Source organism: Pseudomonas sp. PDM20 (genome assembly GCF_014852575.3).
Lineage (GTDB): Bacteria > Pseudomonadota > Gammaproteobacteria > Pseudomonadales > Pseudomonadaceae > Pseudomonas.
Genome location: NZ_CM181224.1, coordinates 4902325 through 4924180, shown reverse-complemented (window position 1 = coordinate 4924180; position 21856 = coordinate 4902325). Strand labels below are relative to the sequence as shown.

Below are 21856 nucleotides of genomic sequence, written 5' to 3'. Positions count from 1 at the left end.
CCTCGCATGAAGCGACTGGCAGGACTGACTGCGCTCGCCCTGGTTATCGGCAACACCTCCGGCTGCGGCTGGCTGTGGGGCCCGGAAGGCTACTTCCGCGACCGTGGCGACGATTACCTCAACGCCCGCGAAACCGCACCGATGAAGGTGCCCGAGGGCATGCAGAGCAAGCAGCTCGACCCGCTGCTGCCGATTCCGATGAACGTCGCCACCAGCACCGAGAAGGAAGGCGAGTTCGAAGTGCCGCGTCCGCAGCCGCTGTCCGGCGCCGGCGAAGTCAGCGACTTCAGCCTGCAGAAGAGCGGCGACTCGCGCTGGCTGGTTGCCCAGCGTCCGCCGGCCGAAGTCTGGCCGGTCGCTCACCAGTTCTTCCAGGACAACGGCTTCTCCATCGCCAACGAACGTCCGCAGACTGGCGAATTCAGCACCAACTGGCAGCCGCTGTCGCAGCTCTCCGCGCCCCTGGCGCGTCGTCTGAGCAGCCGTGTGTCGGGCGTCGAGCCAGACAGCGAAGCGCGCGTTCGTGTGCGCATCGAGCCCGGCGTGCAGACCAACACCAGTGAAGTCTACGTGCTGAGCGAAACCCGCCCGGCCGGCAGCACCGCCACTGGCGATTGGCCGGCCAAGCCGGCCGTGCCGAGCCTGGACGCCGCGCTGCTCGACGAAATGATCGCCAGCATGGCCACCAGCGCCGAGAAGGGCGGCTCCGTCTCCCTGCTCGCCGCGCACTCGGACTACGACACCCCCGGTGCCGTCCAGCTGAGCAAGGACGGCAGCGGCAACCCGGTGCTGACCGTCGACTCCGATTTCGATCGTGCCTGGGTCAGCGTCGGCCGTGCGCTGGATCGTGCCGACATCCGTGTCGACGACCTCAACCGCAGCCTGGGCGTGTACTACGTCAACATCGCCGAAGGCGCGAAGAAGAAGGACGAAGACAAGCCTGGCTTCTTCAGCCGCCTGTTCGGCGGTGGCGAGAAGACCAAGGAAGAAGAGGACGCCAAGGCCCAGCGCTACCAGGTTCGCCTGACCAGCGTGAGCAACACCGTCCAGATCACCGTCGACAAAGACATCAACACCTCCGCACCGGCTGACGTGGCGCAGGGTGTGTTGGAAAAACTCCAGGAGAGTATGCGGAATGCACTTCGCGGTCCTGGGGAGCGGAAGCCGGGGCAATTCGGCCTTGGTGAGCAGTTCTGACACCCGGATACTGATCGATTGCGGCTTCCCGCTGCGTGAAACCATCCGCCGTCTGGCACGCCTGGGCGTAGAGCCCGGGCAGCTGGACGCGGTACTGGTCACGCACGAGCACTCCGATCACATCAACGGCGTCGAACTGCTGGCCCGGCACCATCGAATACCCGTGTACCTCAGCGCCGGCACCCTGCAGGGAATGCGCAAGCCGGTGACACCGGCGGGGCTGCTCAAATGCGGCGACCGCCTGGTACTGAAAGACCTGGAAGTCACTGCGGTGAGCGTCTCCCACGATGCGCGAGAGCCCCTGCAGTACGTGTTTTCCGATGGCCGGAAGCGCTTTGGCCAGCTCACCGATCTGGGAGCCGCCACGGCGCAGGTGCTGGAATGCTATCGTGGCCTCGATGCGTTGATCATCGAAGCGAATCACGATACCGACATGCTGGCCCGCGGTCCGTATCCCTACCCACTCAAGGTCCGTGTAGGCGGCCAGTGGGGACATTTGAACAACCGGCAGGCCGCCGAACTCGTGGCCCAGCTGGGCTGGGAAAGCTTGCAGCACCTGGTGCTGGCGCATCTCAGCGAAAAGAACAACTCGCCGCAGCTGGCCCGGCAAAGCTTCGTCGACACCCTTGGGTGCGACCCGGACTGGCTGCAGGTGGCCGATCAGCATTCTGGACTCGACTGGCGCACCATCGCCTGAGCCCACCCCTTAAGCAAGCGGAGCCCATCATGGAAAAACGCGAAGAACTCTATCGCGGCAAGGCCAAGTCGGTTTACACCACCGATGACGCCGACCGCCTCGTCCTGCTGTTCCGCAACGACACCTCGGCGTTCGACGGCAAGCGCATCGAGCAGCTTGATCGCAAGGGCATGGTGAACAACAAGTTCAACGCCTTCATCATGCAGAAGCTCGAAGCCGCCGGCATCCCGACCCAGTTCGACGCCCTGCTGTCGGACAACGAAGTGCTGGTCAAGAAGCTCGCCATGATTCCGGTCGAGTGCGTCGTGCGCAACTACGCCGCCGGCAGTCTGGTGCGCCGCCTGGGCGTCGAAGAGGGCCTGCAGCTCACTCCGCCGACCTTCGAGCTGTTCCTGAAGAACGACGCCCTGGGCGACCCGTTCATCAACGAATCCCACGTCCAGGCCTTCGGCTGGGCGACCCTGGAGCAACTGGCCGAAATGAAGGCCTACTCCTTCAAGGTCAACGAAGTGCTGAACAAGCTGTTCGACGACGCCGGCCTGCTGCTGGTGGACTTCAAGCTCGAGTTCGGCCTGTTCCACGGCAAGATCGTCCTCGGCGACGAGTTCAGCCCGGACGGCTGCCGTCTGTGGGACAAAGAGACCCGCAAGAAGATGGACAAGGACCGCTTCCGCCAGGGTCTGGGCGACGTCATCGAGGCCTACGAAGAAGTGGCCCACCGCCTCGGCGTACCGCTCTGATCTGACCAGTGCACGCAAGCGTCTGATACCACGCGAAAAAATCCTGAATAAGGGCTTCGCCTTCGGGCTTCAAGCTGGTATCATGCGCGCCGCACGGAGAGATGCCGGAGTGGCCGAACGGGACGGATTCGAAATCCGTTGAACTGGCAACAGTTCCTAGGGTTCAAATCCCTATCTCTCCGCCACTATACAAAAAGCCCTGTAAATCAATGGTTTACAGGGTTTTTTCTTTTCTGGTTTCACTACTTTATTTCACTACTCTTCCGCAGACGTTATGTGAGGCCTACCAGCCGCTGAGTCGCGGCTAGAGGCTTGCAAATTGCCATCACTGCATTAGCCTAGCCGGACGAGCAATACCGCTCAGGGCTGATGACAGGGACGACACATGCGTAAGCTGAGTGCGATTTCCGCAGTAGTTGCACTGACTCTTTCCTCCGCAGCCAGCGCAGGCTGGTTGACCTCCACTCAAGATGACATTTTCTCTGGCGGCCAGAAGGCAATGCTTATCGGTGAGATGGACCCGTTTCACGCGCTTGTTTTTGATTGTGACTCTGAGCGGCTCGGCATGGCCCTCATTGAAAAGTCAAAGTGGCAGGAGGGAATGGAGCGCGCGAGTTACCAATTATTGGTAAAGGTTGGCCAAGGGACGATTCATGACTTTGCGGCTAAAGGATCGCAGAGAAACGAAGAGTACGTTCAGATTGCCACTTCGGAAAGGGAGCCGCTTCTGCTCTTGCTTGATGAAATACGCAATGCAAAGGGAAGGATTCAGGTTGGCTTGCAGAACACAGATACAGATAGCAAATGGTCTGGCATTGCTTCGTCAGCAGGATCGACCCGAGAGACTGATCGTTTCCTTCAAGCTTGTAAGCTGGAGTAGGGGCAATGGCCGGGGACTACTTCGCGGTAGACGACCGTCTTAGTACTCTTCGTAGCGAAGCCGTTGCACCAAGGACCAAAATCCAAAATATCTAGCCACCTGGGCCAGGGCAGTGCCCGTCGGGTGTGTGATGTTGTACCTTACCCCTTCAAGAGCAAATCCACGAAGTGCTCTTTCATGCGATAGATGGGAGTATTAGCGTGCTCCCTGACATCGATGATGTAACCAAGCTCAGTAAAATGTTGGATGGCTACCTGCAAGTTTGGGTGTTCATCAGGTTCATAAATGAAGCTTGGCTCTGACAAGAAGCCGAGCAGTCTCTTGGGTAGCGGAATGAACGTACGGACAGTGCAACCGCTCTCGGAAGATAGGTCTGCTCTCATCTCAGCAATCAATGCGGGGTAGCGGCGCTTAATGTCGGCCCACTGCTGGGCCTGGGCTTTCTTGACCTGCTTACCTCTTCGGATGTCAGTGTACTTGTCACCTAGATAGGTGCTAACAGCACCAGTGAAGCCACCAACGACAAAGCCTACAGCAGTTGAAAGCCAATCAAGCTCCATCCAGAGTCTCCTGAGATTTGTTCCACAAGCGCTTTATAGTGGACAGGCTTACATCGAGTTCATCAGCCGCCTGTGACTGGCTCTTACCTTCAGCCTTTTTAGCTTGAACCTCATCCGCAGAAATAGCGGCAGGGCGACCAAGAGATTTTCCCTGAGCCTTTGCTCGTTGTAGGCCTGACTGGGTACGCTCAATCAGAAGGTCGCGTTCAAATTCGGCAACGGCTCCGAGTACCTGCATTGTCATCTTACCTGCTGCACTGGTGAGGTCTACTCCGCCCAGGGCTAGGCAGTGAACACGGATACCCTTGGAGTCCAACAGCTCAACCGTAGAGCGCACATCCATCGCATTCCGGCCTAGACGGTCCAATTTGGTGACGACCAGCACATCTCCTTCTTCAAGGCGTTCTAGGAGCTTCTGGAAGCCTTTACGTTCACCAGCAGGGACGCTACCTGAAACCTGCTCCTCAACGATGCGAGCGGGTTTAATCTCAAATCCAGCGGACTTCACTTCGAGCAATTGGTTTGCGGTGGTCTGGTCTGAGGTGCTGACTCGTGCATAGAGGAAGACGCGGCTCATCACTTAACCCTCAAGGTGTCAAAAATGTAGTGTCATTATGAGCGATAGGGTCAAAATGTCAAGCCCTAATTTATGACACTAGGAAATGAGCCATCCCAAGACAGGCTCATAAACGACCGTTTATGACTCCACTTGTCAGGTGGTCGGAAACGCCTTGGTGAACTATTCTTGGTGGCAATCTGCCAACAGGGACTTTAGCCGTTGAGGGATCGAACATGCCAAAACTGAGCCTTTCGGATGTCGTAGATGTGATATCAAAATCAGGTACCCCAAAAGCAACCAAAGTCTCGCAAATAAAAAACCGACCAGCCTACTCCCCCCAAACAGACTTCTACAAAGCTTTGCGTGAAGGCATCGCGGATGTGCATGAAAAAGGAAAGTCGAAGGCTGCTTTGAAAGAGATTCTTTCCTTCCTCACTGATCAGAAGAAATTGTCAAATTATCCCGATGCAGTTAAAGGCTATACGAAGTGGTGGGGAAAGAAAGATTTGGTCTGGAACTCGACATTTAGCGAGGTTTACGGCTTTCAGGGTATTGATGTCGGCATAAATCCAGAGCTTGGGCTTCTAGTCGACGGCGTCCCTCATCTCATAAAAATGTATTTCAAAGATGAGTCACTTCAAAAACTAAGGGTAGATGTGGTAACTGCGCTCATGGAGACAGCGCTTAGTCCACATGCGGAGCCGAATTGCGTTATGGGCGTGCTAGATGTGAGGAGGAGCAAGTTACACATAGGGTCTGGTGATTCTATCACTCGTCAAAAGCTCATGAAAATGGTCGACGCAGAGCTATCCTATATCGGTGTCTTGTGGGCGGCAGAGTAGCTGTAAAGGACAGGCTGGCTGCCCTATAAGGCTATTTGGTGCTTGATGATAATGCTGCTAGCGCACTTTTGGCCGCATCCATCTTTTTCTTGCGCGCATCCCTCTCTAAATGCTCATCTAGGATTAGTTCAATTGCAGTCTTAACAACCGGGAACGCAGCAAGACATTCCTGCTCTGAAAGTTCATGGACACCTTTACTGAGAACGCTGTAAATTACTTTGTTTTCGACAAGAAATTCAGGGAGATGAGCTGCCAGAGCTTGTACACGTTCTGCCATATAGCCAGAACAATAGGAAGCCTCATCCCATCCATCTTCCCTGGAAGCGTCTTGGTGTGCATCCTCAATAAGTTTCTCGAAGATTCTTCTTAGATATACGAAGCTGCCAATCCCAACCCCGTGTGTAGCTAGTCCAACAGCTTTTGCAAATTGTTGTGAGTACTCTTTTCCTAAGAGTCTAGAGTATTTTTTTAGCTCGGGAAATTGTAGATCAGCTAAAGACGGAAATTGACCGATTTTAAGTGTTATTTCATCCTGGCGTCGCAAGATAAAGTAAATTCGCTGCTGCTCACATCGCGTGCAAAGAAAGACGATTCTCCACGCGGTGCTCATCGATGTGTCAATATTAGCTCTGCGAAATACGCTACTATTTGCGCAGGCCAAGCAATAGCAATCAAAATTCTGATTGAAATATGCAACTTGCTCAGCTAGCTCGCCTGTGACTGGTTCATAAAGCGGGGCGTTAAGAAGGAATTCCTTCGCTTGGTCTATTAGTGAAGCTTCGCTCATATTCAGTCCTTATATTCTATTGCTAGACTCACATGATTTTGCAATTGCGAGACATTGGAGTTTTTGCGACATCTCCATGGCCTTCACACGCCAGCACCACTTTTGTTCCTTTGCGAAGACCTGCAACGACATATGCTTGATCTTTATCGAAGCTGAATTGAGGCTCCATGAACTGATTGGCGCTACCTTTCAGCGTAACGTAAGGCTTTCCTAGGAAATCGGTGTTGATGGAAGTGACGACACCGGAGACCCGGAACCATTTGTCCTTGAACATCTGGTCAGCGGCTACGGTGTTCTCATCATAAGCTTGTGACAATTGAGATGCTGAGATGAGAGGTAGGGCGTTCAAACGGCCCAGTTCTTCTCTGCGTGCAATTTCTTTCCTTTCGGCTTCGGAGGGACCTGTAGAGGTAGAGCTAGCTATAGAAGAGCTAGTAGAGGTGCTCTTGCTAGAGTCACTCCAGTTAGGAAGTACGAAGAAGAGGATTAGCCAACCAAATGCTAACCCACGGGCGGTATTGGAGTATCCCCTTTGCAGAAGAATCCATCCAAAAATGAAAGGGAGGAAAAATATTCCTATTGCCAGTAGAAGGCCAACACGGCGGGGTGGAACTACAGGTTTATTGATTTTAGGAGGAATGTAGCCCTCTGATACCTTCTTCTTAACTGGCGCTCCGCAATTAGGGCAAGCAGCGGCTGCATCGCTAATTTGTTTAGTGCATTCGTAGCATTCAAATAACGCCATTTTATTCATCCATGAAGACGATAAGGGGTGGATAGCATCATGCCATGACGCCATTGGTTCCTGCTAGATGCTTCAACTCCCCTCGTGGGATCGAGAGTCAAAATCATTTAGATAGGCTTGTGAGTAGGTGGGGGAGTAGACCGTCACGAACCTATTGAATCCGTCTAGGGACATCTCATAGCCGAGATTCGCAGGGTAGAACATGCACTGATTGGGCCACGAGAAGCTTTGCCAAGGGTGATTGCTGGACCATTGGGCAATGTCCGCGTGAGAGGCTTCTGTAGCGAACCTGTAGGCCCTTACGCCCGAAGAAAGCTCATCTACTACCAAATCCTTTGGGGCTAGGCTGGAAAGGTCTACAGCCCCGCCGCTGGGCTTGATTTGAAACCACACGTAGTTATTCATGTGACCTCCATGCTTCCTGACGGGCTTCGAGAACCTTTAGGTTCTGCTCCAGGGCGATCAGTCTGTCATCTACTGATATGGCGAAATTGTTCTGGCGTTGTTCGGTATAGGTGAGCAGGTTGTCGATTCGCTTAACAACCCTATCGTAGCTTTGTTGCTGGTGCTGATTTAGAAGCGAGAAGCAAAGAACTGCAAGAATTGCTGTTTGAGCTATTCCGCTTCCTGCTATTAGGATTTTTTCCATGATCTTCCTATTTTGATATAAAGTAACAGTATTTCTAATAGAAACGCACCCGTGTTTAGCTCGCTTGGCTGCTAGACCAAGAGATATGAGGGGTGCAGAGAATTAGATAGATGTAAGCAAAGTCAGTAGTGATGCTGACTTTGCTTTAAATTGAATTATTAAGGAGTTATTTGCCTGCCGGGCGGAATCCACAATGAGAGCTTTTATCGGATTTAAAGAGAATTTCAAATTTCTTCTCATCTTTTGTTTCCATCGCAGTGATGGCGGCCTTTGCTCCCTCTACGAACTGAAGGAGATCATTTAACTCTTGTTGCTTCTTATCTTGCTCCTCCTTCCATTTTTCGGGATGGTGAGCTTTTAGTAGTATTTCATCTGTCTTGGTCATCATTATTGTTCCTCTAGTGATTGGAAGTATTCTTTTGCTTCTTTCGCTGCTTTTGCTTTTAGCTTGGCTTCGTGATCATCCTTCTTGCGTTGTTCCTTTTGCAGTTCCGACTGGAAGAGCTGATTTGCGAGGAGAGCTTGTTGGCGGCCTTTTTCCTGTTCTAGCTGCGCTAAGTAATCAGTCTTAGTTTTCTTAGCTACATCCTCCAACAGATCGGAGATGTCCTCCTTTTCCAAGTAAACTGTTAGTGAGCGATCAGTGTTAACCGCATGGTATTTTGATAGGGTACGGCCTTCTTTAAATAGCTTTTCCAGCTGGGGCATGATGATAGCGGCGGGGCCGTCTAGCCTATCTACGGAGCCATATGATCGGAGGAATGCATTCTGCGCTTGTGTTACTCGTTTGTTCAGTTCTTCTTCAGAGAAAGTAAAGGAGTTGATTGATACATTATTTTTCATGTTGTTTTTCCTTTTTAATTTGCCGATTAGGGCGATTGTGGGCAAAGACTGCCCAGTTGCATTGGCTCGAAATGAGCCAAATTCTTTTTATTTAAATTTGAGTGGAGAGCCCGCAGATACTGGCTTTGGCTGTGATAAATGTACACATTTAATAACTACTACCTAGCCACTATCAAAATGGAAGAATTAGATGATCTACCGTATGAGTGGCGGGCATGGAAAATTTTGGCTCTGCCTGATAGTAGTTTTCCGGATACTTATAGAAATTCGCGTAGCGTAAGTCTTGGTGAAAGCGAGCGATAAAGTCTTTCTCTTTATCATTCTCGTGGACAGTTTGCAGGGTTTGAGGGTCTAGCAATCCGATTACACTTAGAGCCTCTTTTACTTTTTCAACGTTCTCTCTGAAAAGATCATGTTCTTCTTGAATGTAATCAAAATCCAAGATGCTTTTGTCAGCTTTAAAGGCCCCATGCTCAACCACTCTCAGAGTTTCTATCCGAAGATAGCCTCGTAGAGTGTTGATAACATGGTTTCTGTCTACCTCAGCCCCTTGCAGCGTAGAAAAGGCAAGGAAGTTGGTATAGTCTCGAAGCTTCGCAGAGTCTTTGTTTGGCTTCAGGGACAGTGGCCGAAACTCGTAGTACCAAGAGAAAGAACTAGCAATGATACTGCTTAGCCCGTGTTCAGTAGGCTTCTGCCCTAGCCATTGAGCTACTACGCGGACAGCTGCTGATACGAATTCAAAGTTTTCCTTTCTCTTTCCTTTGCTGAAGGATGCAAAACGCTCCAGCTCTTCATGATAAACAACAAGGGAACGGGCTGCGGTGAGCTTCAGTGAGAATACTTCCTTCTCCTTTAGCTGAGCTTCTAGCTTTACCAGCTCTTGTGTGCCCATGCGCTGTAAGTCTGCGAGAGCAACAGTATTGTTGGGTAGCTTGACGATCCGCTCTGCCAGTACAAATCGATGTGATTTCTTGATCGGATTGGTCTTGGCGAATGTGTAGAGCTTCTTCCCCAGATACTGTTTAACCTTGCCAAGGATAATCTTGTTGCTATCTTCTTGATTGATTAGCCATTTGGTTTTTAGAGAGCTTTTGGCAATGCACAGCCCCGCGTCAGCATAGTGTTCTACCCCATGTACCTGATTGGCGAGGCTGCTGCCAATAAAAAGGTTTTCATGATGCAGAAGTCCGATAGAGGAATCTCCAGACACCGGAGCGATATGACAGATATGGAATTTACTAGACTTCTTCTCGCTATCCCAACCGAAACACTGGTAGCGCCGGTTGTAAATGGCAAATAGCTTTTCAAGGTCTACATCTTGCAGGATTTCAACCGTCCCAGCTCGCTTACATTCTCGCGCAACCCACAGCCAAGCATCCGAAGCTGGTATCTTCTCTATGCGTTTATTAGCCGTACGGATTGAACGGGCCTTTGAGCGGCAATCAGGGCTGCAATAATGGGTTTTACTGTAACGAGAGGTGGTGTAAATAGTGTCGCAAACTGAGCAGGTATAGCTTCTTAGCAGTTTATTCTTTTTGTTTGTCTCGCTGGTGGGCATAATTGATTGCCTCCTGTGAATGTTGGAAGTAAATAAAATTGATTAATAGATTCATAAAGTGAGTGGGGTTGGATACTCCCGATTCATTGAGCAAGGAAAGGAACTGCTGTTCTGCTTTTCCGGTTAGGCCGAGGCGCATGATTAATTTTCTCCGAAAGGCTTGAAAGTGCGATGGATGCTGACGTGAAGGCACTTAAATGTACAAGATTAATAACTACATGCTTTAGACTTTTGGTGGGTAAGTCATTCTCAAATGATTGAACTGCCCGTCAAGCTCCAATGCAGAGTGTAAAGAGTTGATGATGAGATTAAGTTGGTGTCGTAGGTTTGTGTTTCCGTAGTAATCGGCGATTGCTTTAAGTCTCTCGGTGGAAGCACGGTTTAAACGAATGGTTACTTGGTTCGGATCGCTCATAATTGTTGTTTTCCTTTTGTTTTTATAAGGTAAATGGCTGAAAGCTAAACCCAATAGATGGATAGCCTTGCAGGGGTTTTGTTGATTTGGATATAAAAAGCCCAATGAAGTATTGGGTTTGTGGGTGTTTAGGAATCTTGTGGAGTAGTTTCTAGTGTTACGTTTTCTTTCTCAAGAAGTGCAAACATTTCTTGGATCGATAGCCCCAGCTTCTGCCGCTTGCGGTGGAAGTAGGCTTGGCACCTGTTGCTGCAAAGCTTCTTTGATGCTCTTTGGCACTGCATTTCTGCACGACAGAGCGCACAGTGTCTCTGGGTGATCATCTGATCTCCTGTTATGTTGTAATAATATTTTGTGAATGAAAAAAAGCACCGCCCATCTCTCGAATACCAGAGGGGAATTAGAAGGATGGGGATGCTAACGATCCGTTGAGTCAGAACAGATCAAATGCCATTGAACTGAAGAAGAGGGAAATTCAATGGAAAAATTTCTAGAGCCAGAATGAGCTTTAGAAAAGGGGAATATAGCGGGGGGAGTATTTACGAGGTAACTCTTTGAAAAAAGCTTCTACTCATTAATAGAATAACATGTTTTTTTGTAGAAAACAATAGGTAGCATATATATTGTCGCAAATATATTATTAATTGTCGCTTATGCCATGTGTTTTATTGGGGTGGAGCTATTTTGTATTTTTTTATTGAAAATGAATTTTAATTTTTCTATGGCTTTACTCTTTTGCGCCAAGCTTGGACCGCTTGAATATACATCTAAAGTGAATGCTTTTGCGGCCTCATGCCCCACTATCCAAGGAAGAACCTCAAGTGTTACGCCTGAAGTATGCAACTCTGTAATGGTGGTCTTGCGAATGCTGTGGAACACGTGTAAAGCATCGTAACCTGTCGCCGTTTTGAGCCTTCCGAATTGCTTGCTCAAGTAGTCGAGACGGTTGCCGTACTTGTTTTTCCCTCCTTTAAACAGATATCCACCATTGGTATCAGAATTCTCCAGAAGCGACTTGTAGAGGGGGAGCAATTTACTATGTATTGGAACTTCGCGGACTCCTGCCTCTGTTTTGGACTGCTCGATCTTGAAGGCCGTCGGATCTCCGCTGGAGTTAAATATCGTATTGCCTTTAGTGATTCGACCAATTTCCTCAAGCCGAGCACCTGTATAAGCTCCGAAGGCAATCAAGTCTGCAAGTTCATGGTGCTCCGCCTCGATAGCGCTCGCATAAAGGCTCTCTACCTGAGATTTGGTAAAGGGTGTGTACGATTCTTTGGCGGATTTGCCTGCCTTGGGGAGCGCATGTCCATCGAAGGGGCAAGGCTTGCCGCTGAACTGATCCCGGAACGTCGAATGATATTTGCAGGCCCAATTCCAGAAGTCACGACCTGACCACAAGTAGTTCTGTCGGGTGCTGCGAGAAGTAGAGACTGACTCTATAAAGTTATGAACGCTATCAAAATCGAGTTTTTTACCTTCTTTGGTGAGCCAGCCAGACAAGCGTTCTATGCGGCTTCGGTGTGTGTCTCTGGTTTTCTGCGTATTTATCTGTGTTTCTAAGTGCTTTGACCATTGATCAAGCATTGATTTAGTAATGGGGGAGCGTGGCCTATAACTTTTGGGATCGGCCAGAATCTCGGCAGCTTCGTCTTTTTCGCTAACTGAGAGCTGATATCTATTGGCAGTGTGCTGGAGTGCTGTTTCGCGAAGAATTGAATTTAGCTTCTGTGTCTTGATAATCGCCTCATGGCCAGTAGCAAGAAGCTTTTCTCGGACAAGAATTGGTATTGAATCTACTAATTCCGGATCGGCGCCGGCCTCTTTGAAGCTATTGACCATTTCGTTCATGAATGAGGACATCTCGCTCATTAACTTTTCGGCTTCCTCCTTTGTATAGAGCTTTCGCTTTCCACTAACTTCGCTCATTACATTCCGGGTTAGAGAGTGTTCCAGACGCTTAGCTTCACTTTGTAGCGCCTCTCGCCACACATCCGCATTTTCTAACTTGCCTTGCCGAGCCTCCTCTATCTGCTTATTCCAAGCTGCAAGGATGGGCAGGCGGACGACCATGGCTTCAGTCTTGCTGGCGGTGCCTGTGGTTTTGGTTAGGGTGACTCGATTGCCGAAATGAGGCCGCACGTCTACCGGAATTTTGATTTTGACGTACCACGTCGATTCCCCTGCCTTCTGATACAGGTAGTCCCGTTCGTGTTTTTTGGCCATTTCTTACACCTCTATTTCACCACTCTATTTCACTACTCTACGGGGCTGGATGCCAATGATTCAAGCGCTTCAAGGCTTGTATGAGGGTAATCTGAGAGTCCCTATCTCTCCGCCATTACATATGGCCGAAACCCCTGAAATGCTTAGCGTTTCAGGGGTTTTGTCTTTTCTGCGTCAGGGCCAGTGTCGAAAAAGTATCGATAGGATCAGGCACTGCTCTCGGCAGCGCAGACCCCGTGGAATACACTCGCTCAAACGAACCAGGGATGGTGGTCATGAGATTCGCAAAGGTATTCCTTTCCTTCGGCGTCATAGTCCTCTGCGTGCTCCTCATCGGTGGTACCAGCGAGGCCATTCGAAAACACGTCACAAAGTCCATCTATGACTCTTCGCCTGAAGTCAGGGCTGCAATCACGCGCGCGTCCACGCTCTTGAAAAGTAGTGACCCTGCCGAGCAGAAGCAGGCAATCGAAGAGTACCGGCCGTATCGCGAGCAGAGCGATCAGGCATACAGGGTGATCTTCTGGGGGCAAGTGGGGGCTTATCTGGTCCTTATGCTGGCCGCGACCTTCCTTTACCTTCGCTTCAACCCCAAGCGAGCCGAGTGATGGCACCCGCTGCGGCGGACCTCAAGCCCAGAGGCCCGATAGCGCACGCGTCGGATTGAGCCTCACCGCATCCTGCAAATGATCCGGGGATAGATGTGCATAGCGCATCGTCATCGTCAGCGAGCCGTGGCCCAGGATCTTCTGCAGGGTGAGGATGTTCCCGCCGTTCATCATGAAGTGGCTCGCGAAGGTGTGTCGTAGCACGTGGGAAGCTTGGCCAGCGGGGAGGGCGATACAAGTTTTGATGGTCTGATCGAAGCTGTTGCGGCAGTTAGAGAAAGTCCCGTACCTGGTGAAGTGATCCTGCAGGGCGTCCTCGAGGACGCTATCGATAGGTACTGACCGAGCCCGTTTCGACTTCGTGTTCACGAACGTCACGCACCCTCCCCGCACTCGTCCAGGAACAAGCCCCTCAGCCTCTTCCCAGCTGCTCCCGTTGCCAGGCAAACCCTCGCCACCATTTCCACGTGCGGCGTCTTACAGCGCCTCCTGATGGCTTCAAACAGCGCGTGTATCTGTTCCTCAGTCAACCAGGTCAACTCCCGCTCCTGGAGCTTGAGCAATTTCACCCGCTGTAGCGGAATCGCGTAGTCGATTTTGCCCAACTGGTGCAGCTCGTTGTACACCGCCCGCAGATAGCTCAACCGGTTGTTCAACGTCTTGCCATGCGCCCCTGAGGCCAGTTGCTGCACCCGATATTCCGTGCACTGATTGCCCGTCAGCTGTAGCGCTACCGGGTCGCTCAGGTCCTCGGCCAGCTGCAGTAACAGCCGAGTGCGATTCTCTCCATCGCTCAGCGCATCACCATGCAGAACACTCCAGCGCTCGACCAACTCTGATAGTCGCCGGCGGTCCTTGGGCTGTGGGTTCCATTCAGGGTTCTGCGCCAGGCGTTGACGCATCAGGGCTTCGAAGCGTTGCGCTTCGGCTTTGGTTTTGAAGCGCCGGCGAAATCGCTTCCCTTTTACAGGCTCAATGTCGATCAGCCATCTCCCATCTGCCAAGTGTTCTACTGCCATTGCGCAGCGGGACGGGAAGCGATCATTCCAGGAGTGAGGACTGTCAGTAGACCTTTGTGCGAGTCTGCGCAGGCGTGGTTTCCAAGACAGATGGCTCGGATGCCGCTACCTCAATACGACCACGGCGCTCGACATATCGCTTCAGCCTCATTGCTGGTTTTTCAACCAAATGCCAAGAGAAGAAAGCAATTGTCAGTGTGATAGCGGCAGATAGAGCCAACGCCGAATACACGCCGATTTTGCCGTTCAGGAAATGAACTACAAGCTGTTGGACTGGGAAGGCGTATATGTAGAAGCCATAGGAAAGATCACCAAACCTTCCAAACTTGTTGAAGAAGGGGGTAGAGGCGGTACCTACGGCGATGGTAATAAGTGGGATGCTGACTACTGCGGCAAGGTACTCTTGACCAACTTGCCATAATGCAATTCCCGAGGCTACGCATACAGCAGAAACAAGTCCGCCATGTTTTTTGATGGTTTCTGAATATACATTCAAGAGAATTCCGGAAAGGAAGAAGAATCCGAATTCAAGAAGAAAGTTTCTTTTCTCTAGTCCATTAATGATGGCTTGGTATCCCACCATGAACACCAACATAACTAAGAGGACTTTTTTGAATCGAAGAGCTCCTGCCAAGCCGAGCATGGCGGTCAAGATATACCACTTAAACTCAACTGGAATAGTCCATAGCGAAGTGTTGATGTTCGTGTAGTGCTGTCCATCAAACACACCAGGGAGCTTGTCTGGGAATTGTAGCGTGGATGTGAGTGGTATAAACCACCAGACATCCTTATTGGTGAAGTAGTCGCGGAGAGGTAGGCTTGTGGCTAAAGGGCCAACGATCAGGGCCATTAGAAGCGATGCTGCGATTAGGCCGGGGAATATCCTGAGAATTCTTTTTGTCAAAAAGCCAACTATATGAGGGTCTCGCTGCCAGCTTTGAGATACTAAATATCCGCTAATGGAAAAGAATATAAGAACACCAACGCCGCCGTAGCTGAAGTAATAGAATGGCGCGGGCTCGTATAGCCCGAAAACACCAAACATATGGCTGTAAAGTACGAGTCCGGCGGCTACGATTCTAACGAAGTCAAAGTTGTTCTTATGCATGTAAAGTTCCTGATTTTTACTCCGCCGTTCTGTCAGCTCCCTACGGCGCAGCGATGCTATCACCTTTGTACGAAAAAGTGTCTTGCTTGGTACGAAACGGTTGACAGGCGTTTGATCGAGATAACAGCAACGACCCATTTACCTACGCCAGCCATTGAGCTGGCGTTGTCATTTCTGGAGATCAGTCATGACCACTCGTGGCATCCGTAACAACAACCCCGGCAACATTGGTTACAACCCACGCAACGCTTGGGTGGGGCAGCTCGGCCTGGAACTGGGCGTGCAGAAGCCACGTTTCGCCCGGTTCGACACCCCGGAAAACGGCATCCGCGCCTTGGGCAAACTGCTGCTGGCGTATCGCGGCAAGGACGGCATGCCCGGCGTGGGCAGTCCCGGCATCGACACCGTGCGCGAAACCATCAGCCGCTGGGCGCCTGGTAACGAGAACGACACCGAGGCGTACATCGGCGCAGTGGCCAAGGCCCTGGGCGTGCAGCCCAACTAGGTGATCGACGTCCGGATGCAGGCGACGCTGCGCAGCCTGGTGGTGGCCATCTTTCGGCCGAGAACGGCGGCGTGCCGTACCAGGGCGCCGTGATTGATGAGGGTGTGCGGAGGGCGCTGGCGTGAGTGCCAGCGGCTGGAAGGGGGCGGCGATGCTGCTGGTCGTTCTGCTGTTGCTCGCCACCGGCACCGGCCTGGGCGCGTGGTTGGCCGCCGGACACTACCGGCCGCAACTTGATGCAGCCAACGACGCGCACGGGCAGTGTCTCGCCGCGCGAGGGTGCCTCGAGGAGCTAGCCAAGGAGCAGGGCGCCAAGCTTGCAGAGTTGGCCATCCAGGCAGAGCAGCGGCAGACCAAGTCCTGTCAGTACGGCGTTTGGGACTTCCACGTCGCCGCCAACTCCGAGATGTTCAAAGGTCTGCAGGCCGGTCGACACGCCGCGCTTTCTCCAGCCGAGCCAAAAGAAGGGCAGGAGGTCGAGATGTTCGCCCTCCTGACTGCGGGCGCTCCGCAGGAAGAGTGGCACCCGATTGGACGCGGGATCGCCAAGTACGAATGAGCTAGATCGGTTCGATCAGCGTCGGGCTCTGGTGCCTGACACTGCCGACGTCCGTCGAGATGCGGTAGGCCTCGGCGGGTGGTCGGTTTCAGGGCAGAACACCGATACTAGACGGGGCAACCTGGGCGAGAGCTTGAGGTTACTGTGGACGTTCTCCTCCGGTGATGGCTATAAAGGGGGGAGTAACGGTCGTTCCAACTGAGGCGGATGAATGAAAATCACAGGGAAGGCCAGCGTTGGTGGCGGAGTTTTGGGAGCTTTAGGTAAAGCGGCAAAAGGCGCCGGTAAGCTGGCGTGGACGGTTTTGGTTGAGTTGCCACATGAGGCTCGTGTTGCTCAGGAGCGACGCGAGAAAGAGCGCCGTAGAAAGTGGAGTTCAGAACCTCAGACAGTGGTCGATGCACGCCGGAACTTTGAGGAGTTCGTGGCTGCAAATGGTGACCGTCCCTTGAGCGAGTGCAAGGAGGAGATCCGCGAGCAGCTCAATAAGGTTCGCGAAGACTCCTATCAGGAAGGCGGCGAGGCATTGCGCAAAGGGGTTATCAAAGAGCTCGAGTGATCGCCTAAAGCGCCCTTCTGTCGAGCCGATACTCCCGAAAAATTTAGGACAGATTCGCGCTCCTTCTGCCTCTTTTCCGGCCCAAGTTGAAATCACAAAGCTAGGCGCGACGGGGCCTTCAGGGGTGTGCAGGTAAGCGTCATATGGTTCAAACCCCTATCTCTCCGCCATTACATATGGCCGAAGCCCCTGAAATTCCTAGAGTTTCAGGGGCTTTGTCTTTTCTGCGTCCTGAAAATCCCCGCCCTTCGCTCCATTACCCGCAATACCCATCCATCTTCTGCCGATTCCCCTCCGTGGGATTCGCCTGGTACTGCTGCCGCCAGAACTGGCACGGCGCGCTGTTGAAGCGCTTTTCCTGCTCCGATTTCTCCACTTGTCGATTCTGCTGTTCCTGCGTGGCCTGCTGGCGTTGCAGGTACTGCCGGAACATCTCTTCGTTACTGCGCGCTGGCGGGGAACTGGTCGAAGTTTCCGCAGATGGTTGCGCGAGGCGGGTGACGACGGCAGGTGGCAGGTCGGGCCAGATCAGCCAGGCGGTGGCGGCGACGGCCAGGCAGCCGAGCCAGATGCCGGCGGCGATGGCGAGGGTGAGTTTCCAGAATCCGAGGGTGGGCTGCGACATGGGCTGAGGCTTTGGCTGGCTATGTCCCACTGATAACTCATCCGAACCCCGAAGGGAAAGGGGCAAGCCCGCGGCGCTGGGGCGCCGCGGGCGGGTGCTCACTTCGGAGCGGCAGCGGACTCGTAGGCTTCCAGGGCGCGCAGGGAGTAGATGTAGGCGGCGCCGGCATTGAGGGAGATGGCGGTGGCCAGGGTCTGGGCGATCTCGGCTTCGGTGGCGCCGGCCTTGCGCGCGGCCTCGGCATGCACGCCGATGCAGCCGTCGCAACGGGTGGTGATGGCCACGGCGATGGCGATCAGTTCGCGGGTCTTGGCATCCAGAGCGTCGCCGTCAGCGGCAGCAGCTTCCAGGGCCTGGTAGGCAGCGATCATCTTCGGGTGTTTCTTGCCCAGGGCGCCGAAGGCTTTCTTCACGGCGGGGACGTACTCGGACCAGTTGAACAGCATGGTGCTTCTCCTTGAGGCCGGGAGGGATGGGGTGTGGCCTTGAAGCTTAGTCTGCGTCATCCGGCGTGCCGGGTATTGTCTGTTCCGCTCAGATTTTTCATCGATGCGCTCGACTGCTTTGCGGCAGCCCGGCACACGACCTGTCAGCGGGCGTCGAGGATTTCGTAGCGCTGGCGGGCGCTGCCGGTGCCGACTTCCACTTCGTCGCCGGGGTGGCGATGAAGCAGCGCGCTACCCAGCGGTGCGCGGGTAGTGATGACGAGGATTTCGCTGCCTTCGCATTGCACCTTGAGGCCAGCGCCATCCGGGCCGATGAAGACCCAGCGCTGCTGATCTTGCTCGTTGACCAGTTGCACCAGGGCACTGGTCTGGATGCCTTGTTCTTCATCGAAGTCGCGCAGTTGCAGGTTCTCGAACAGCGCCAGGGCGTGGCGGATCTCCTCCACGCGGCGCGACTGGCCGGCGGCAAGGTAGGCCGCTTCCAGGCCGAGGGTGTCGTACTTGTTCTCGGCGATGTTCTCCTCGTGGGTCGCGGTCTCGTGGGCCGTCTGTGCGGCGCGCACGGCGATCTCCAGGTCTTCGGCGAGGCGGGCGAGGATCAGTTGGTAGGCGCGTTTCTTGTCCATGGCGACAGGCTGGAAATAAAGGCGCCTATCCTAGGGGCTTTGCCAGGCCGTGCGAAGAAGCTTTCAAGATTTTCCTGCGGTGGCCGATAGAGCGGCTGAATTCCCGGAACAAAGGACATCCGGCATGAGCCTTTCCATCACCCCCGCCATCCAGACTTTTGCCACCCAGCTTCGCGTGGCGAGCGATGCCAGTGCATCGGCTGGAACTGCCAGTGAAAGCGCCGGCAACAATGCCGAAAGCCCGCGCCTGCAGGCCGGCGGCACGGCACCGAGCGGCAAGAGCAGCAAGAGTTCCGGCAGCTCCGGCAGCTCCAGCACGGCGGTCGAGCAATTGCAGAAGCGCCTGAAGGAATTGCAGAAGCAGTTGCAGCAGGAGCAGTGCGAGCTGGCCGAGGCGCAGCAGCGTCATTACTCCTCGGAGGCCGAGCGGACCGCGGCGCTGATGGCGCTGCAGAGCCGCATCGCCAGCACCAGCGCCGCCATGCAGCAGACTGCTGCGGCGCTGGCCGAGGCGATCCGCCGGGGAGGCGGCAGCGGCAGCGGCTCGATGGTCAGCGACAGCGCCTGAAGTGAATCAGTAACCGCTGAGGATGTTGACGATCACGCCGCTGGCGATGGCGACCAGGATGTAGTCGCCGTTGACGTAGAGCCAGCGATGGTCGCGTGGCGGTGCGTACAGGTGACGGGCGTGCCAGTCGGTGACCCAGTAGCGGTCGCCGCGATAGTTCGGCTCGACGACCACGCCGCGGCGCCAGTCGCGGTGGGGCACCGGCATGCCGGCCTGCGGACGGAAGTCCGGGTTGCGATAGCCATGGGCGTTGTTCTGGCCGGGGCGTGCCTGCTGGTTGTAGCTGCCCTGTGGCGCGCGCTGCGGCTGCTGGTGCTGCTGTTGCGGCCCGCGGTTGTCCTGCCGGTCCTGGCCGTTGTTCGGGCCATTGTCCGGACTGGGGCCGGGCTGGGCGAAACTGGCCAGCGGGCTGCCAAGCATCAGGGCAGCACAGAGCAGGGCGACGGACTTCTTCATGGTGTTCTCCTGGCGCAACCGCAACGGCGGTGCGTATTTCTGCTTTCATCGTCCCGGACGATCCGGGTATTTCATCTGACCGCAGTGCTGCGTCAATGAGTGCCAAGGCTAAGTAAATGTCTGGTAAAGAGTTTTTCCAGTTTGTCAGCTTGTGGATACAAAAGCCGGGCATGAGTCGCCAGGAGGTGGCTGCGTCCTTTTGCCTTTGTGTGTCTTCAGCATTTGATGGTATGTTTGCAGCAAATGCACTGGATGGAGTCCCGCCATGAGCGCTCTGCTGAAGGAAAACCCGGCTGCCGATGCCGTCCTGGCGAAGGCTGTGCTGACTGCCCGTGAACACCTGGCAATGACCCAGCAGGAACTGGCTGCCATCGTCGGCGTGGACCGCAGCGCGGTGAGTCGCTGGAAGCAGAACGGCCTGCGCGTGGACAGCAAGACCGGCGAACTGGCGCTGCTGCTGGTGCGCATCTACCGCGCGCTGTTCGCGCTGTTCGGCGGCAACCATGAAGACATGCGCCACTTCCTGCGCACCGAGAACCGCCACCTGGGTGGTGTGCCGTTGGAGTTGATGGAGCAGGTGCAGGGCTTGGTCGCAGTGGTCGAATACCTGGACGCCATCCGGGGCAAGGTCTGAATGTCCTTCGCAGCCGGTGCCCGTCTCTGGGCGAAGCACGAGGATTCGGTCATTGCCCCCATTCGTGGGCGCCTGGTGCGTCTGGTGGAAAGCCAGGGCCAGGTGGCGACTTTGCAACTGGTGGACACCCTGGAGGAGCAGGCGTTGCTCGAGGAGTTGCTGGAGACCAGCAAGCCGCGCATGCCACCGCCCGCCGAGTCGCTGCACTATCTATTGAAGACGCCGTTCCGCTATCCACCGCTGCGCTGGGGCTCGCGCTTCGGCCGGCGGCATGAGCCGAGCCTGTTCTATGGCGCGCTCAAGCTGGAAACGGCCATGGCGGAGTCGGCGTTCTACCGCTTCGTGCTCTGGGAAGGGATGGCGACGCCGCCGCCCAGTGGGCGAATCCTTTCCGAGCATGCTTCGTTCGAGGCGCGTTTCCAGGTGCAGAAAGGCGTGCGCCTTCACCTGCCGCCGTTCCGTGAGCACGAGGCGCTGCTCGATCCGCAGGATTACAGCGTCACCCAAGGGTTGGGTAGCGCCATGCGCGATGCGGGTGTGGAAGCGTTCGAGTATCGCTCGGCGCGTTGTCAGCAGGGCGGTATCAATGTGGCGTTGTTCGTTCCCGCGGCGTTTACCGAGAAGCGTCCGCGCAATCTGATGCCGTGGCTGTGCGAGACGACTTCCGAGTACGTCGCCTTCAAGCATGCGCAGGTGCCCGACAGCCCGCGACTCTACCGGCGCGAGCAGTATCTGGTGGATGGCAGGCTGCCGCATCCGGCTTGACCGTTCATCGTTTTGCCACTGTCGTGTCATGGTGAGCGGTGTATGTTTCGGGATGGCCAAGCAGGGAGCGCCAGACCATGGATATACGGATAGCCGTCCATCCCAGCGACGATCGTCGCTGGCGCGTGTACCTCAACCAGTTCTTCTACGACTGCAACAGCCGCAGTGCTGCCGAGCGCATTTATGCGCGGGTCAGCGCCGCCGAGCGGCAGTCGATTCAGCTTCCCGAACCACCCCGCATCGTCCGGCCGCAGCGACTGCCGCGCCGGCAGGTTCAGATCGCATGAAATTCTCCGGGTAACGGCGTCGGAAGACGGAGCTTCCGGCGCGCGCCTCGCCTGTGTTGAATGCACTGTCTGCCTGAGAATACTTCCTATCCACTGCCCTGAAACGGGGCGGTCGGCTGCTGCGTGGCGCGCACTTGTGCACAATGCTGACGCACTCTGTCAAGTCCCCGAAACATTGCAGTTGGCCACCCCGTGAATTTCCTTGCGTTTTTTAACTTGTTGAAAAATAAAGGAAATTTCTATTGGTGAAAAAATCACCAATCTGTCACACGGCCCCAGTTCACTGGGGGTATGGGCAGTTTTAAGCAAGTTCTCCACTGAGTTATCCACAGCTTCTGTGGATTGTCCCGAGCGCTTGCTCAGGAGCCTTGTTCCAGGGCCTTTACAGCG

The 21856-nt window shown here is 54.2% G+C and carries 26 protein-coding genes, 1 tRNA gene and 2 pseudogenes; 14 read left to right on the top strand and 15 right to left on the bottom strand.

The features are described 5' to 3' along the window. Nucleotides 1–6: 6 nt before the first annotated feature. The 5 genes from bamC to IB261_RS22535 all read left to right on the top strand — a co-directional run bounded on the left by bamC (nt 7) and on the right by IB261_RS22535 (nt 3514). Nucleotides 7–1197: an NlpB/DapX family lipoprotein gene (gene bamC / locus IB261_RS22555; protein WP_192381100.1), complete on the top strand. Its 1191-nt coding sequence runs from the start codon at nt 7–9 to the stop codon at nt 1195–1197. Beyond that, the gene (locus IB261_RS22550; protein ID WP_081520173.1) at nt 1136–1894 is read left to right on the top strand and encodes an MBL fold metallo-hydrolase; all 759 of its coding nucleotides are present in this window, start codon (nt 1136–1138) and stop codon (nt 1892–1894) included. Before bamC ends, IB261_RS22550 begins: the two co-directional genes overlap by 62 nt. A gap of 29 nt (nt 1895–1923) precedes the next feature. Beyond that, entirely contained in the window at nt 1924–2634 is a 711-nt protein-coding gene (purC, locus tag IB261_RS22545) for a phosphoribosylaminoimidazolesuccinocarboxamide synthase (RefSeq protein ID WP_045210340.1), read from the top strand. A 95-nt stretch (nt 2635–2729) separates the two neighbouring features. Continuing rightward, nucleotides 2730–2819 (top strand) — tRNA-Ser (locus IB261_RS22540). Between the two features lie 200 nt (nt 2820–3019). After that, entirely contained in the window at nt 3020–3514 is a 495-nt protein-coding gene (locus tag IB261_RS22535; protein WP_192381101.1) for a hypothetical protein, read from the top strand. 140 nt (nt 3515–3654) lie between these two features. On the opposite strand, the gene IB261_RS22530 is transcribed toward IB261_RS22535, so the two are convergent. Together IB261_RS22530 and IB261_RS22525 are read right to left on the bottom strand one after the other, a co-directional pair. After that, nucleotides 3655–4074 carry a hypothetical protein gene (locus IB261_RS22530; RefSeq protein WP_192381102.1) on the bottom strand — a complete coding sequence of 140 codons (420 nt, stop codon included), beginning with the start codon at nt 4072–4074 and terminating at the stop codon, nt 3655–3657. Then, the gene (locus IB261_RS22525) at nt 4064–4651 is read right to left on the bottom strand and encodes a recombinase family protein (RefSeq protein WP_192381103.1); all 588 of its coding nucleotides are present in this window, start codon (nt 4649–4651) and stop codon (nt 4064–4066) included. Before IB261_RS22525 ends, IB261_RS22530 begins: the two co-directional genes overlap by 11 nt. A 215-nt stretch (nt 4652–4866) precedes the next feature. Between IB261_RS22525 and IB261_RS22520 the strand changes: the two genes are divergently transcribed. Beyond that, complete coding sequence (locus tag IB261_RS22520; protein WP_192381104.1) at nt 4867–5475, top strand: hypothetical protein; 609 nt, start codon at nt 4867–4869, stop codon at nt 5473–5475. A 31-nt stretch (nt 5476–5506) separates the two neighbouring features. Here IB261_RS22520 and IB261_RS22515 read toward each other — a convergent pair whose 3' ends face one another. From IB261_RS22515 to IB261_RS22485, 7 genes are all read right to left on the bottom strand, one after another. Continuing rightward, nucleotides 5507–6262, bottom strand: coding sequence for a short-chain dehydrogenase (locus IB261_RS22515; RefSeq protein WP_192381105.1), 756 nt, complete (start codon nt 6260–6262; stop codon nt 5507–5509). Between the two features lie 28 nt (nt 6263–6290). After that, nucleotides 6291–7061 (bottom strand): OB-fold protein, encoded by a 771-nt coding sequence (locus IB261_RS22510; RefSeq protein ID WP_192381106.1) that lies wholly within the window; start codon nt 7059–7061, stop codon nt 6291–6293. Between the two features lie 343 nt (nt 7062–7404). Continuing rightward, a complete protein-coding gene (locus tag IB261_RS22505; RefSeq protein WP_192381107.1) occupies nt 7405–7656 on the bottom strand; it encodes a hypothetical protein in 252 nt (83 codons plus the stop codon). Nucleotides 7657–7822: 166 nt separating this feature from the next. Then, complete coding sequence (locus IB261_RS22500) at nt 7823–8041, bottom strand: hypothetical protein (protein ID WP_192381108.1); 219 nt, start codon at nt 8039–8041, stop codon at nt 7823–7825. A gap of 2 nt (nt 8042–8043) precedes the next feature. Further along, nucleotides 8044–8499, bottom strand: coding sequence for a hypothetical protein (locus IB261_RS22495; RefSeq protein WP_192381109.1), 456 nt, complete (start codon nt 8497–8499; stop codon nt 8044–8046). A gap of 172 nt (nt 8500–8671) precedes the next feature. After that, nucleotides 8672–10060: a hypothetical protein gene (locus IB261_RS22490; RefSeq protein WP_192381110.1), complete on the bottom strand. Its 1389-nt coding sequence runs from the start codon at nt 10058–10060 to the stop codon at nt 8672–8674. A gap of 1066 nt (nt 10061–11126) precedes the next feature. Further along, nucleotides 11127–12701, bottom strand: a complete 1575-nt coding sequence (locus IB261_RS22485) for a tyrosine-type recombinase/integrase (RefSeq protein WP_192381111.1) — start codon at nt 12699–12701, stop codon at nt 11127–11129. A gap of 275 nt (nt 12702–12976) precedes the next feature. On the opposite strand from IB261_RS22485, the gene IB261_RS22480 reads away from it, so the two are divergent. Continuing rightward, the gene (locus IB261_RS22480; protein WP_192381112.1) at nt 12977–13309 is read left to right on the top strand and encodes a hypothetical protein; all 333 of its coding nucleotides are present in this window, start codon (nt 12977–12979) and stop codon (nt 13307–13309) included. Between the two features lie 21 nt (nt 13310–13330). Here the strand turns inward: IB261_RS22480 and IB261_RS22475 are convergent. Both IB261_RS22475 and IB261_RS22470 read right to left on the bottom strand, forming a co-directional pair. Next, nucleotides 13331–14328 (bottom strand): annotated as a pseudogene (locus tag IB261_RS22475) (phage integrase). A gap of 43 nt (nt 14329–14371) precedes the next feature. Next, on the bottom strand, nt 14372–15436 hold the full coding sequence (locus IB261_RS22470) for an acyltransferase family protein (RefSeq protein ID WP_192381113.1): 1065 nt from the start codon (nt 15434–15436) through the stop codon (nt 14372–14374). A gap of 187 nt (nt 15437–15623) precedes the next feature. Between IB261_RS22470 and IB261_RS22465 the strand changes: the two are divergent. The 3 genes and pseudogenes from IB261_RS22465 (at nt 15624) to IB261_RS22455 (ending at nt 17059) form a co-directional block, all read left to right on the top strand. Beyond that, nucleotides 15624–16066 (top strand): annotated as a pseudogene (locus IB261_RS22465) (structural protein P5). Then, nucleotides 16063–16500: a hypothetical protein gene (locus IB261_RS22460; protein WP_427871406.1), complete on the top strand. Its 438-nt coding sequence runs from the start codon at nt 16063–16065 to the stop codon at nt 16498–16500. Before IB261_RS22465 ends, IB261_RS22460 begins: the two are co-directional and overlap by 4 nt. Nucleotides 16501–16711: 211 nt before the next feature. After that, complete coding sequence (locus IB261_RS22455) at nt 16712–17059, top strand: hypothetical protein (RefSeq protein ID WP_192381115.1); 348 nt, start codon at nt 16712–16714, stop codon at nt 17057–17059. Nucleotides 17060–17315: 256 nt separating this feature from the next. Here the strand turns inward: IB261_RS22455 and IB261_RS22450 are convergent, their stop codons facing one another. From IB261_RS22450 to IB261_RS22440, 3 genes are all read right to left on the bottom strand, one after another. Beyond that, nucleotides 17316–17684 (bottom strand): hypothetical protein, encoded by a 369-nt coding sequence (locus IB261_RS22450; protein ID WP_192381116.1) that lies wholly within the window; start codon nt 17682–17684, stop codon nt 17316–17318. Nucleotides 17685–17782: 98 nt separating this feature from the next. After that, entirely contained in the window at nt 17783–18130 is a 348-nt protein-coding gene (locus IB261_RS22445; RefSeq protein WP_017522075.1) for a carboxymuconolactone decarboxylase family protein, read from the bottom strand. A 143-nt stretch (nt 18131–18273) separates the two neighbouring features. Continuing rightward, on the bottom strand, nt 18274–18756 hold the full coding sequence (locus IB261_RS22440; protein WP_151187979.1) for a GreA/GreB family elongation factor: 483 nt from the start codon (nt 18754–18756) through the stop codon (nt 18274–18276). 124 nt (nt 18757–18880) lie between these two features. Here IB261_RS22440 and IB261_RS22435 point away from each other — a divergent pair, with 124 nt between their 5' ends. After that, nucleotides 18881–19324, top strand: a complete 444-nt coding sequence (locus IB261_RS22435) for a hypothetical protein (protein WP_192381117.1) — start codon at nt 18881–18883, stop codon at nt 19322–19324. Between the two features lie 6 nt (nt 19325–19330). Here the strand turns inward: IB261_RS22435 and IB261_RS22430 are convergent, their stop codons facing one another. Further along, nucleotides 19331–19780 (bottom strand): RcnB family protein, encoded by a 450-nt coding sequence (locus IB261_RS22430; RefSeq protein ID WP_192381118.1) that lies wholly within the window; start codon nt 19778–19780, stop codon nt 19331–19333. Between the two features lie 265 nt (nt 19781–20045). On the opposite strand from IB261_RS22430, the gene IB261_RS22425 reads away from it, so the two are divergent. From IB261_RS22425 to IB261_RS22415, 3 genes are all read left to right on the top strand, one after another. Next, the gene (locus IB261_RS22425) at nt 20046–20414 is read left to right on the top strand and encodes an MbcA/ParS/Xre antitoxin family protein (protein WP_151187976.1); all 369 of its coding nucleotides are present in this window, start codon (nt 20046–20048) and stop codon (nt 20412–20414) included. Further along, complete coding sequence (locus IB261_RS22420) at nt 20415–21179, top strand: RES family NAD+ phosphorylase (RefSeq protein WP_192381119.1); 765 nt, start codon at nt 20415–20417, stop codon at nt 21177–21179. A gap of 77 nt (nt 21180–21256) precedes the next feature. Further along, on the top strand, nt 21257–21466 hold the full coding sequence (locus IB261_RS22415) for a hypothetical protein (RefSeq protein ID WP_139791670.1): 210 nt from the start codon (nt 21257–21259) through the stop codon (nt 21464–21466). Nucleotides 21467–21856 lie beyond the last annotated feature (390 nt).